This window comes from Cytobacillus oceanisediminis 2691 (genome assembly GCF_007678455.1).
GTDB lineage: Bacteria > Bacillota > Bacilli > Bacillales > Cytobacillaceae > Mesobacillus > Mesobacillus oceanisediminis_A.
The window spans coordinates 393343-407098 of the sequence record NZ_VEEP01000002.1; the positions used below are offsets into that span (position 1 = coordinate 393343).

9 protein-coding genes are annotated in these 13756 nt (G+C 44.7%); 3 read left to right on the top strand and 6 right to left on the bottom strand.

Annotated features, from left to right (window positions below; all coding sequences use genetic code 11):
- The first annotated feature begins 41 nt into the window (after positions 1–41).
- Positions 42–1388 (top strand): GntP family permease, encoded by a 1347-nt coding sequence (locus tag FS736_RS05400; protein ID WP_144475332.1) that lies wholly within the window; start codon positions 42–44, stop codon positions 1386–1388.
- Between the two features lie 167 nt (positions 1389–1555).
- The gene (locus FS736_RS05405) at positions 1556–1951 is read left to right on the top strand and encodes a VOC family protein (RefSeq protein ID WP_144475556.1); all 396 of its coding nucleotides are present in this window, start codon (positions 1556–1558) and stop codon (positions 1949–1951) included.
- 207 nt (positions 1952–2158) lie between these two features.
- On the opposite strand, the gene FS736_RS05410 is transcribed toward FS736_RS05405, so the two are convergent.
- Positions 2159–4336: a beta-propeller domain-containing protein gene (locus tag FS736_RS05410; RefSeq protein ID WP_144475333.1), complete on the bottom strand. Its 2178-nt coding sequence runs from the start codon at positions 4334–4336 to the stop codon at positions 2159–2161.
- A 188-nt stretch (positions 4337–4524) separates the two neighbouring features.
- Between FS736_RS05410 and FS736_RS05415 the strand changes: the two genes are divergently transcribed.
- Positions 4525–5667 (top strand): PP2C family protein-serine/threonine phosphatase, encoded by a 1143-nt coding sequence (locus FS736_RS05415; RefSeq protein ID WP_144475334.1) that lies wholly within the window; start codon positions 4525–4527, stop codon positions 5665–5667.
- Between the two features lie 79 nt (positions 5668–5746).
- Here FS736_RS05415 and FS736_RS05420 read toward each other — a convergent pair whose 3' ends face one another.
- From FS736_RS05420 to FS736_RS05440, 5 genes are all read right to left on the bottom strand, one after another.
- Positions 5747–6658 carry a hypothetical protein gene (locus FS736_RS05420; RefSeq protein WP_144475335.1) on the bottom strand — a complete coding sequence of 304 codons (912 nt, stop codon included), beginning with the start codon at positions 6656–6658 and terminating at the stop codon, positions 5747–5749.
- A gap of 121 nt (positions 6659–6779) precedes the next feature.
- Entirely contained in the window at positions 6780–7586 is an 807-nt protein-coding gene (locus tag FS736_RS05425) for a CheR family methyltransferase (RefSeq protein WP_144475336.1), read from the bottom strand.
- 39 nt (positions 7587–7625) lie between these two features.
- The gene (locus tag FS736_RS05430) at positions 7626–10406 is read right to left on the bottom strand and encodes a response regulator (RefSeq protein ID WP_144475337.1); all 2781 of its coding nucleotides are present in this window, start codon (positions 10404–10406) and stop codon (positions 7626–7628) included.
- 278 nt (positions 10407–10684) lie between these two features.
- Entirely contained in the window at positions 10685–12868 is a 2184-nt protein-coding gene (locus FS736_RS05435) for a sensor domain-containing protein (RefSeq protein ID WP_144475338.1), read from the bottom strand.
- 184 nt (positions 12869–13052) lie between these two features.
- Positions 13053–13454: a hypothetical protein gene (locus tag FS736_RS05440; protein ID WP_144475339.1), complete on the bottom strand. Its 402-nt coding sequence runs from the start codon at positions 13452–13454 to the stop codon at positions 13053–13055.
- Between the last annotated feature and the right edge of the window lie 302 nt (positions 13455–13756).

A 13756-nucleotide genomic window follows, 5' to 3' on the forward strand; every position in this document is an offset into this window, starting at 1 on the left:
TTCATGCGGGTAATATATATACATTTAGGGGGGAAATTACAATGCCATTGGTTATTGTAGCAATTGGAATTTTAGCATTATTATTATTGATCATGGGCTTTAAGCTCAACACATTCATTTCTTTGATTATCGTTTCATTTGGTGTTGCTCTTGCATTGGGAATGCCGCTTGAAGAAATCGTAAAGACAATCGAAGCTGGTTTAGGCGGAACGCTTGGTCACCTGGCACTGATTTTTGGTCTTGGTGCTATGCTTGGTAAATTGATCGCAGATTCCGGTGGTGCCCAGCGAATCGCGATGACGCTTGTGAATAAGTTTGGTGAAAAGAACATTCAGTGGGCAGTTGTTGCTGCTTCATTCATTATCGGTGTTGCTCTATTTTTCGAAGTAGGTTTAGTACTATTGATTCCAATCGTGTTCGCGATTTCAAGAGAATTAAAGATTTCTATTTTATATCTTGGTATTCCAATGACGGCCGCTTTATCTGTTACACACGGCTTCCTGCCGCCTCACCCAGGACCAACAGTTATTGCTGGTGAATATGGCGCAAACATTGGTGAAGTATTGCTTTACGGCTTTATCATTGCGATTCCAACTGTCATTCTGGCAGGTCCAGTATTCACGAAAATCGCTAAAAAACTAGTACCAGAATCTTTTAACAAGACAGGAAACATCGCTTCACTAGGCGAACAAAAGACATTCAAGCTAGAAGAAACACCTGGTTTCGGCATCAGCGTTTTCACTGCATTATTGCCAGTCATTTTGATGTCCATAGCAACAATCATTTCTTTACTGCAAAAAACAATGGGATTCGAGAGCAATGGCTTCCTCGCTGCAATCCAGTTCATCGGTGACGCAGGAACAGCCATGCTGCTCTCCCTGTTAGTAGCGATTTACACAATGGGGATTGCCAGGAACATCCCTATTAAAACAGTGATGGATTCTTGTACAACAGCCATCTCTCACATCGGTATGATGCTCTTGATCATTGGTGGAGGCGGCGCTTTCAAGCAAGTTTTGATCAATGGCGGTGTTGGTGACTATGTAGCAGAACTGTTCAAAGGCACTTCACTTTCACCTATCCTGCTTGCCTGGATCATTGCAGCCATCCTGCGTATCTCACTTGGATCCGCAACGGTTGCTGCTTTAACAACAGCTGGTCTTGTGATTCCACTACTTGGCCAGACAGACGTGAACCTGGCCCTGGTCGTACTTGCAACAGGAGCAGGAAGCTTGATCGCGTCACACGTAAACGACGCTGGCTTTTGGATGTTCAAAGAATACTTCGGTCTTAGCATGAAAGAAACATTCGCAACGTGGACACTATTAGAAACAATCATTTCCGTTGCTGGATTAGGATTTATCCTTCTGCTTAGCCTGTTTGTATAAAAAATTTAGGTCAGCCCTTTCCCAGGGGCTGGCCTTTTAATATTTCTACAACTAAAGTCTGAGTAAAATTCCTGCTTCTCTCTGAATCTCTTTAGCTGCCCTTATTGTAAAATAAACCTATAAAATAAATTGAGGTGCTAACAGTGAAAAAAATTTGGTCAAAAAAAATGCCTGCTGTCCAATTCCGGATTGCCCGGCCAACAGATCAATTAGAAAAAGTAGTTGAATTTTACCGCGATGGACTTGGACTTGAAGTCGTTGGGGGATTTGAAAAACATGATGGGTATGATGGCGTCATGCTTGGTCTGCCAGATTTCAGCTATCACCTGGAATTCACTCAGCATGAAAACGGCAGCCCTTGCCCTGCTCCAACCGAAGACAATCTATTCGTCTTCTACATTCCCGATAAGGAAGCCCGCGACACCATCGCCAAGCGGCTGCATGAGATGGGCTATCCGGAAGTCGAGCCGGAAAACCCTTATTGGAAAAAGGCCGGTGTGACGATTGCCGATCCGGATGGCTGGAGGATTGTCCTGCAGAATTCAGCTGGATTGGGGAATTAAAAGCTAGAAAGGCTCTCCTGCGTAGGGTGCAAGAAAGACTCTTCTGCGTTGGATACAAAATGACTCTTCTGTATTGAGTGCTAGAAAGGCTCTCCTGCGCAAGGTGCTAGATTGGCTCTTCTTTGTTGGATGCCAAAAAGGCTCTTTTGCGCTTGGTGCAAAAGAGCCTTCTCTATGGATGTTAGCTAAATGAAACCGGCTTGCTAGTTAAAATTCCAGTTCCCCCACCTTTTCATAGCTGCCGATTTTATGACTCGTAATCTTCTCGGCTGATACGGCGTACAGTGTGTCCCCGATATAAAGCAGGCGCTGGATCTGGTGTTCCCAGTCTTCGTAATACGGCATGTCGCCGTTAATATGGGTAACTTTTGACTTCAGCTTGAACCCAGTCGCTGGATTGATACTATAAACATAGGCTCCCTGATACTCAAAGATTTGTTCGTATTCGCTCTTGTCGCTGTTCTGGTAAACGGAGATCGGGAAGGCAAAAATGTCTTTGTCTTTACTGAACAGCAAAGCTTTATGGTCATCATTCAACGGTGAGTACGTGCCCCGGCCGCCAATCACCTCAGTGAATTTCTCTTTCGGGTTGCTCATATCGCTGACATCGAATAGCGAAATCTTGACGCCATTGGTCAGGATCCGCGGCTGCGAGAAGCCTTTTTCAGAGACGATTTTCGTATCCTGGCCAAATCCGATGATATGGTTTTCATCATATGGATGCAGGTAATTACTGAAGCCTGGGATTTTCAATTCACCCAGCACTTTCGGATTGGCAGGGTCGCTTGCATCGAATACGAACAGCGGATCAGTTTCTTTAAACGTAACCATATAAATACGCTCACCCATGAACCTTGCGGAATAGATTCTCTCGCCTCGCGCCAGTTCCTCGATCTTCCCGGTCTCCTTCAAGTTTTTATCAAGAATATAGAGCTGGTTGGAGGATGGCCGCTTCTCATCCCATGCATAGCCCTTTGTTGTCACGACACGGAAATAACCGTTATGCTCATCCATCGAGAACTGGTTCAGCACAGTTCCCGGTACGGTGGCGGAGTTGTGATATTTGACCTCCATGCCTTTAATCGCAAACTTATGGACATCGGTGTCTGGCGCAAGGACTCCGCGCTCTTTGTAATCCATATCGCCGTAATTTTCAACAGCTAGATAGAGGTTATCCTTCGACATATACAGCTGGTTGCCGCTGCCAAGATAGGCCGTCATGGCGACTTCCTTTTTCGGCTGGTCGAGATCAAGCGCGGCAATCATGGTATAGTTCGGCTGACGGGATTCTGGAAAATAATGAATATCGTCATACGTAATTGTTTTTTCCTCTGAACCTAAAACTGTATCGGTGAATTTCGGCCGGATATCAATCTTCCGGTTCCCCTTTAACAGCCAATAATCCGGGTAATGCTGCGTGACGAGATAGACAAGGTTCTCCACCTTCCTTGCCGATACATATGAACCTTCAACCTTGACTTCACGAATCTGTTTCGGATCAGCAGGATTTTTCACATCATAGACAATGATTGCCGTTGTCTGCATCATCGGGGCAATCAGCGAATCTTTGGCGGCATCTTCATATGACTTGTGGATATCATTGTACTGATACCCGATGACCACCAGCTGATCATCCTGCAGGAACAACTGGTTCGGTGAAAAATTCTGATCATAGCGGATTGTCGATAAAACCTTCATCTGGGCGCCAGGTACCGCCTGGATGACTCGCACTTTATCATACTCAGCCTGAAAAATGCTCTTCCCATCAGTTTTGACGATATCTGCTTCATCAACGCCCTGGACCTGGACATTCGTTTCGGATACCTCCCCGCCTCCTGCCGACTTATCCGCCGCTAATGATTCCTCTGACGCTTTATCTTCACTAGACTTGAAGGAATCCTTCACTCCGCCAAACCAGCCACGTTCCTTCTTTTCTTCATCAAGGATTTTTTCAAAATAACCCGCCAGATTTTCCTGTGTGCCGACAGTCGGAAGTGTTTCTTTTACAACAAACTTCCACGACTGGGCAGAATTCAGCTCCCTACCCAGTGCAGATTTAATTCCCTTTTTAAAATGAACGGTATATTCCTTTGCTTTAGGATCATATCCGTTTTCCGGCGGATGGATGTAAACGGATTTCCGGTCGTCCCCCAGCTCGATCCTCGTGTCGAGCTTTTCACCTTGATCATTTGTGATATAAATCAAGTTCGAGTCGAGACTTTTTTCAGAAATCTTATCAGAAAATTGCAGCTGCCACACCTTGTTCGGCAACACCACATGCTCCTCTTCCCATGCATTCACCACTTTGAACTGGGACAGTGAATAAAAAGCCACTAATGCAAGTGAAACCAGTACTAAACCACCCAGAAACCACCATTTTTTCATCTCTTTTCAGCCCCCTTGTAAAAAATTAGACGGGGATTGATTCCAGGTGTTTCATTTTTTTCCAAAATAATTCTGATAGAGATGTAAGAAAAAATCAGTTTCTGAAGTTTGCTGCTTAAAAAAAGGTTTAGCCAGGTGGTAAAATAGGTATATAAGTATGTTGAATTTGTTTTGGAGAGGGATTACATATGAGTATTCTGATCGTCGATGATAATGAAGCGAATTTATTTGTCATTGAAAAGTTATTGAACCGGGCCGGTTACAAAGATCATCTTTCGTTCACGTCGGCTCATGATTTATTCGGCTATCTTGAATCGGATCATCCTTATATCATCGCTGAACAGGTGAATGTGATCCTCATGGATATCATGATGCCTGAAGTGGATGGAATCGAAGCATGCCGGCGCCTTCAGGAGAATCCCCATTTAAAGGATATTCCGGTTATCTTCGTCACCGCCCTTGAAGATACGGACAAGGTTGTGGAGGCGTTGGATGCCGGCGGAATGGATTATCTAATGAAGCCAATCAAGAAAACAGAACTGCTAGCCCGAATCAGGGTCGCACTAAGGCTGAAATATGAAAAAGATTGGCACAAAAAGCAGGAAGAGAAAATTGTCAACGAGCTTGAACTTTCGATGCAGGTCCAGACCAGTCTGCTCAGCGAGCCTGTCGAGGAGGATAACCTTCTGATAAAAGCCTCCTATTTGCCGGCGTACAAGCTGGCCGGAGATCTTTATTACTGGCACAGAATCGACGAACATCGATATGCTGTCATCCAGCTGGATATGATGGGACACGGAATATCCTCTTCACTCGTATGCATGTTCATCTCATCTGTGCTCCGCGATGCAATCCGCTCGAATCCCGACCCCGAGTATGTGATTGGTGAACTGAACAAATGGATGAACTCCTTAAACCTACATAATCAAAAAATCCCTTATTATTTTACTGCGATTTACCTGACGCTCGATACCGAGCAGCGTAAAATTGAGTACATCAATGCTGGCCACCCAACAGCGCACGCCATGATCGACGGTAACCATATTGAGGAACTGAAGAGCAATACATGTGCGGTCGGATTTTTCCCTGAAATACATACAAACAAGACGACCATCTTCTACTCTGATTCCCTGCAGCTTCTCATCTGTACAGATGGCGTCCATGAAGCCATCGACAAATACGAGCAAGCAGGCACTGAATTCCTGAAAAACATCACCATGAAGCTTATGGATGAGGCAAGGAACAAAGAACCTCTTGATCTGATTCTGACACCGGAACAGAAGGAAGCTGGATCAGATGATATGTGCACCGTGCTGATTCAGGCGAGATAATAGAAGAGATAAAAAAGCAGCGTGAATTTTCCACGCTGCTTTCTCCAATTTCATTTTGCACAAACCAATGTAATTCTCTCTAGTAATCATCTTCTATTTCCGAGATGTCAAATAAAAAAACGGCCGAGTCGACACTTTGAAAGCTTTCATGAGTGATAATCCCTTGTTCATCTCTCTCTTCGCCGGTTTTCTCCAACGCAAAGCTTGATATGGAATATCCCTCGACCGGAAGCTCTTCATCCTCTAATTCTTGTATTTCCCCTTCCAAAACAGTCATGTTAGCAAGGTCTTCTGTCGCATAACCCTCCCGATCCCCTGAACTTCGGATAATATAGGATGAATAGCTTCCCTTCGCCTCAGTAATTTCTTTTATATTTAATCCATCCAGAATTTCAAAGAAGCGCCAGGCCACAACCAACCGATCATATTGAAGCCATGAATCGGCCTCACTATGCCTAACTTGATACCTGCTCTTGTCAGTATCATATTGAATTTTATAGAGGTCAAAATGGCTGTCATTTTGTATTGCGAGCTGCCATCGTAAATTTATTATTCTGCTATCCTTGCCATATTCTACTTCAAAATCCTCAAGTTTCCAATCCTTCTCCTCTAGTCCTATCTCATGAATAATCCGCTCATTTTCATGTTTGAAATCTATTTCATACACGGAGCCAAGTTCACTGTCGATGGATTTTGGCAGGCTTACCAATTGGTTATCCGCAAAAGGCAAAATCCAAAAGGTCAGGATAAAAGCGAACACTCCAAGATAAGCAGCCATCTGTTTTGCACGGATATTCACTCTTGGGCGAAAGAACAATAAATACACAAAAAAACCGAGCGGCAATGAAACCTCATTTAAAGTAAGATTCAATGAACCCAGTATAAAGTATCCGATAATTTTAGGCAGGAAATTAGCCTCCTCCTCAACCTTTTTACGCACTAAATATAGGATACTGACAACGAAGAGAACGGTATAAACACCTGATGCCATTTTGACCTCCACCCCAATCATGAAAAAGAACGATTTGGTTTTTCCTTAATTTTACTAAAATCAGCCCCATTAAAACACAAAAAGCAGTGGACTTTTTTTAATCCACTGCCTTTATGCTTAGTTATTTTTTTCGGTATAGTTTCTCCCTCGAATTGAAGGCTTCCAAAAAGCCAAGTTCCGGCCTGACGGTTTCCTTTGTTCCGAGACCGAGAAAGCCTCTTGGACTTAGGCTTTCATCAAAAAGCTGGAATACCTGCTTCTGCAGCTCCAGATTGAAGTAAATCAGGACATTGCGGCAAATGATGAGATGGAACTCGTTAAAGGAACCATCGGTCACCAGATTATGCTGGGCAAATACGATGTTCTTTTTCAAGGAATGCTTCAGGCGGGCGAATTCGCTATCCGCATCGTAATACTCAGAGAACGATTTGTTCCCGCCAGCCATGATGTAATTTTTCGTATAGGATTGCATTTTATGCAATGGCATTGTCCCTGATTCAGCCTTCGCGAGAACAGTTTCGTTCATGTCTGTCGCATAAATTTTTGTCCGATCAGCAAGGCCCTCCTCCTCGATTAAAATCGCCATTGAATAGGCTTCTTCCCCGGTCGAACAGCCAGCATGCCAGATCCGGATCTCCGGCAGCTCCCTCAAAAGCGGAACCACTTCTTCGCGCAATGCTTTGAAAAAAGAAGGATCCCGGAACATTTCAGTGACATTGATTGAAAAGTCCTTGAGTATCTCATCCAAAACCCGCTCATTATGGATGATTTTTTCGGTCAGGCTTGTGATGCTGGACAATTTTTCAGCATTCATTCTTGCAGTCGTTCTCCTCATGATCGAAGAGCGCATATAATTCCTGAAGTCATAGCCGGACAGGCGATAGATCGCCAACAAAAGCAATTCCAGTTCTAATTCTTCGTTTTTCACCTTTCAACCCTCTGCTTTCATCCTGATGGCTCCCAGCATCTATGACAGCCAAACGCGCATGGCTGACAACAGCTGGTCCAGCTTCATCGGTTTGCTGATGTAATCATTCGCTCCTGCATCAAGGCATTTTTCACGGTCGCCCTTCATTGCCTTTGCTGTCAGTGCGATGATCGGAAGCTCCTTGTTATTTTCGTTCCTGCGGATTTGCCTGATGGCTTCATATCCATCCATGACCGGCATCATGATATCCATCAGGACGATATCCGCATCGATTTCCTTCATCTTTTCAAGACAGTCTTCCCCATTGTCAGCCGTAACCACCTTCATGCCCTCTTTTTGCAGGACATTCTTCAAGGTGAAAATATTGCGGTGGTCATCGTCCGCAATCACAACCGTTTTACCAGTCAGGACGGTTGTTTCTCCAACAATGATTTCTTCTTCCGCTTGCGGCGGATCTGGTAAAAGCGGCTCAGGTGCTGCCGTTCTCTCCAAGGATGCTGCCACCTGATCGTTCACTTCAAAACCGCCAAGGGAAGGATAGCCGTCCGGCAGGTTAGGGATGATGAGTGTGAATGTGCTGCCCTCGCCTTCCTTGCTTTCCACCTTGCAGACCCCGCCAAGAAGCATGGCGAACTCTCTGGAAATCGACAGGCCGAGCCCGGTGCCGCCGTACTTCCTCATGGTCGCGCCGTCTACCTGCTGAAACGCTTCAAAAATCATCCTTTGCTTATCTTTCGGAATGCCAATCCCCGAATCCGTCACCGAGAATTTCACCCACGTATCAGACTGCCCTTTTAGAGGACATCCAATCGTTTCCTTCCCATACGCTTTCTCGATTTTGACGGAGACAGAGCCTTTTTCCGTAAACTTGAAGGCATTGGACAGAAGATTTTTCAAAATCTGCTGCAATCTTTGTTCATCTGTATAGATGATTGGCGTTACATCGTCCGCCTTTTCAACGGTAAAATCGATCTTTTTATTCTTTGCAGCCTGGGCAAATTGGCGCTCCATTCGTTCGGTAAACTCATCAAGGAACACCTCTTCGAAGCTCACTTCCAGCTTACCGGCTTCTACCTTGGACAAGTCCAGGATGTCATTGATCAAATTCAGCAAATCCTGTCCGGACGAATGGATGACCTTTGAGAATTCTTTTTGCTCATCGGAAAGACCGTTCTCTTCATCATCAAGCAGCATCTCGGAAAGAAGAAGGATACTGTTTAATGGCGTACGCAATTCATGGGACATATTCGCCAGAAACTCCGATTTATAGGTCGAGCTTTGTTCAAGCTCTCTTGCCTTCTGTTCCAGGTCTTCCTTTGCCGCCTGCAGTTCTTCGGATTTCAACTCCGCATCGCGTGTACGCTCCTCCAGCTGCTCATTCATCATCCGCAGCTCCTCTGTCTGCATTTGCAATTCTTCTGACTGTGCCTGCAGCTCTTCGGATTGGGATTGCAATTCCTCGGATTGCGCCTGCAGCTCTTCCGTCTGTGCCTGTGACTCAAGCAACAACCGCTCTACTTCCATTCGGCCAATAATATTGGCAAGCCCGATTCCCAGCGTTTCAAGTACATTTTCAAGAAGCTTCAGGCTGGCTGGAGTAAACCTGGACAGGCTTGCAACTTCCACCACTGCAACCACTTCATCCTTCAACATGACAGGCGCCATGACGATACTCTTCGGCACTGCATCACCCAGCCCCGTAGAAATTGTCCTGTAGTCAGCAGGAATGTCATCCATCACAACCGTGCGTTTTTCCTCAGCACATTGGCCAATCATCCCTTGACCGGCTACAAAGCCGTCACGCCCAGCTTCATCAGCAAAGGATGCAATCTTTTTAAAATACGGCTTTCCAGCAGATTCGTCTTTAAGATAAAAAACTCCTAGGTTTCCGTCCATTATAGGTGTCAGCTTTTTCATGAAGTTTTCTGCCAGGGAAGAAACGGTCACTTCTCTGCCATAAAGCTTCACCACCTCCACGGAGTTAGATTGGATCCAGTTCTGTTCTTGCATTTCTTCATTATATTCCTTTTCCTTCTCAGTGAGCTTTTCGATGGAAACGGCCATCGAATTATAGGCTCGGGCAATCTCGCCAAACTCACCCTTTATGCCATCGTCCATCCGAGGAATCGAGGATAAGTCATCATAATTGACCTTCTTGATCGACTCCGTAAAGGAATGGACCGTGCCGACCGTATCCCGGATGACCCAGAGCATCACGCCAGTTATCAGGATGATGGCCAGGATGACCATCCCAACCAAACCTGTGACCAGATTATCATAAGTCCCAGTTGCCTCCTTCATGGCGCTGTTCATCAATTCTTCCTGATAATCTTTAAACTCCTCGATTTTTTCAAATAATACATCCCTGGTCGCCATCTCACTCTGATAGAGGCCGCGGACTTCAGACTGGCTCGCTCCATTCGCGATCAGGCCGTTGATTTTATTTTCCATGACCGCATATTCCCGATAGGCGTCCTGGACTTCAACCACCAGTACTTTTGATGTTTTCCGATTCAGGATCGTTTCCAGCTCCAACAGCGCCTTGCCAATATCCATCTGGTCGAGGGAAGCATTGGTTTCCTCTATTGTCGACCCTTCTTCTTCCCCGTACTCCGTGATTAACTCAACAAGGTTACGGTCCCGCTGATAAAGCTCCTTCCTGATCTCCATAACCGTGCTCACTTTTGCATAGCGATCTTCTACGATCTCAAGCAGGTTTCCCCTGATTGAATTCATCATCGCCAAAATTGTAAATAACAAGATGAACAAGAATAACACCGTCAGCCCCAAGCCGACATATTGCTTCTTTTTAAAGCCCATCTTCTCCCCCGCCTTCGCTCGAATTCTATACTTCTATCAATATACCAAAAGCCCTGTCACTTAGCTATTTTCAAGGTACTATTGGCGAACATTGAGAGGAGATCGACAGATGATGTGGGAAAGAATGGCTATGTTTACGAGAAAACACGAATTCTCATTTATGTTTTCGCAAAACTAATTGCATTCAATATAATGACTAGGGATTTTACATAGAAAAACCGAGTATAAAACCTTGACGGTTTCTTACTCGGTTTCGAATTCCCCCACATGCTCTGACCTTACAAAGAAGGAACTTTTATTCTAGAAAACTCTTCTGCCGGCACAGGCCTGCTGAAATGATATCCTTGTGCTTCATTGCATCGATGCCGTTTGAGCAGATTCAGCTGGCTCTCTGTTTCAACACCTTCCGCGATGACGGATATTCCAAGATTATGGGCCATCAGGATAATGGTGGTAGCGATGTTTTCATCGCTTTTATTTTCCGCGATATCCCTGACGAAGCTGCGGTCAATTTTAAGGTGGTCAATCGTGAACCTTTTCAGATAGCTGAGCGAGCTGTAACCTGTCCCGAAATCGTCGATTGAAATACTGACACCTAGCTTCTTCAGTTCTCGCAGGATGACGCTCGCTTTTTCCACGTCCATAGTCATGCTTTCCGTGATTTCAATCGTAAGGAAACGCGGCTCGACTCCAGCTAGACCAAGGGCTTCCCTGATCATCGAAATTAAGTTTGGCTGGTAAAATTGCCGGATGGATAAGTTCACTGACATGGTCAGATCCTTCATTCCATTCGCATGCCATTTCTTCAGCTGCACTAAGGCCGTTTTAAGCACCCACTCACCAATCGGAATGATCAGGCCCGTTTCCTCGGCAATCGGGATGAACTGGTCTGGCGGTACCATGCCGATCCTTTCATTTTCCCAGCGAATGAGCGCTTCCGCACCTTTAATCTCATGTTTGCACAAATTCACAATTGGCTGATAATGGAGGACGAATTCATCCCGCTCAAGCGCTTTACGGAGCTCATTTTCGATTTGCATTTCCTCATATGCTCTTGCATCCAGCATCACGTCATAAGCCTGGAAGTTATTGCGCCCTTGCTTCTTAGCCTGGTACATGGCCACATCTGCTTTTCGGAGCAGCATTTCTGCATCCTCGCCATCTTCCGGATAAAAACTCATGCCTATACTTGTTGAGATAAAAATATCCGTGCCGTCTATGACAATGGGCTCCTCTAACGTTTCAAGGATGACACGTGCCATGTCTTGAGCTTGTTCTTTGGTTGTTTGCTCCAGCAAAATGGTGAACTCATCGCCCCCCTGTCTTGAGAACAAGGTACCCTTGTCAAGAATCTGCTTAAATTTATCCGAGACTTCAACCAGTAGCCTGTCACCTATCGAATGGCCGAGGGAATCATTCACAAACTTGAAACGATCGAGGTCAAGGAACATTAGGCATAGTTTTTCCCCATCTTCCACCTTTGTCTCGGCAATCGCCTTCTGGGCTCTTTCATCAAAAAGCCGGCGGTTAGGCAAACTCGTAAGGGCGTCATGATAGGCCATAAAATCTATTTTCTTTTTGGCCTCATAATGCTGGATGACCAGACTGGTGAGATTCGTCGCTTGCTCAATAATCTCCCTGTCATTTTCCAGAGGAGAACTCACACGACAGTAATAAATATTTAACGTACCAATCACTTTATGGTCATCGTCGAAAACTGGCGAGGACCAGCATGCTTTTAAATGATAAGAAAGCGCTATGTCGCGATAGTCCTCCCATAATGGATCGGCCTCTGTATCGGTGACCACCACGGATTCCTTGATAAAGGCGGCCCTTCCGCAGGAGCCAGCATATTCGCCAATTGGCAATCCATCTACGGCTGAATGATATGCCGGGGGCAAGTTAGGGGACGAACCATGCATCAGCCGCTTCCCTTCCTGGTCAGCAATTAAGATGGAACAGTGTGCACTGCTCGTGAAACTTTCGACGAAAAAGACAATCTCATCCAGCACTTCCTGAAAAGAAGCTCCTTTCGCCATCATTTTCAGGATGCGGTTCTTCCCGCTCAACATCGCCTCAAGCCTCTTATTTACCGAAATATCCTGGGCACACCCCACCACACCGAGGATCTCATCGCCAACCTTGATTGGCACAACTGTCAGCAGCAAATTCACTTGCTCTCCAGTTTCTTTTCTTTTGATAACCGTTTCAAACCTCTCACGCTCACCATTGACTACACGCTTAAAATGCCCGATTGTCTCCTCAAGGAAATCCTCGTGGACAATCGAAACGAAGTTCATTCCCAGTGCTTCATCCAGCGGGTATCCGGTGATTTCTATGGCCGCTTTATTGAATAAAATAAAATTTCCATCCTTATCAAGGGCATAGCAGCCATCATGGTTAAAATTGAATAATGATTGGTACACATCAAAAAAAGAGCTGTTATTTATATCTGGCTGCATGAAAATCACCGTCCCTTATAAAAATCAGAAGTATATACATGTCCTTGTATATATATCGACACTCCCTGACTATGGTTACACTGGTATATGTTTACAAATGATTTTTCCGCCAAAAAAAGCCTTTAAATCAAAGGCCTTCTCCTGGAGCTTTCTTAAATTGTAATCTGTTCCTTCTCGGGGGTGGCTAATATTTTACAAAGGTCGTAATACTCCGCTTTGAAGCAATCGTCTTTCTGGCGAGCTCTTCCTTCCAGGACTTCTCATTCAGCTGATATTCTCCATATTGGTCCATATAGGTTTTTTGATAAAGATTGATGGTCCTAGCTTCTTCTGGATGGTTGGAAGACAATGCCCTTCCCCATTTTCCTTCTTCATAAATATAGTGCTCCACTACATCACCGTACTCCATGAAGCCATCGAGGAAATTTAGAAACTCCATGTCTTCCCCTCCATATTCATAAACATAAGGAAGGGAGAGCGGCAGTTCCTTTTTATAGTCCTCCCCGCTTAAAAATGGGTAATCATTGCACTCCATGTGGAATTTTTCTATCGGTTTCATTGTTGCGATGAAATAATGACACGTCATAACGTACACATCCTCATTTTTGCGGTTCGGAAACAAGTAAAAGTAATTGCCTTTACTCTTTTATAACGACTTTTTCATTTATATAGCGACTTTCTGATTAATATAGCGAGTTTTCCATTTTTATAGCGACTTTCTGATTAATATAGCGAGTTTTTCATTTATATAGCGACTTTCTGATTAATATAGCAAGTTTTTCATTTTTATAGCGACTCTCTGATTAATAAAGCGAGTTTTTCATTTTTATAGCGACTTTCTAATTAATATAGCGAGTTTTTCATTTTTATAGCGACTTTCTAATTAAT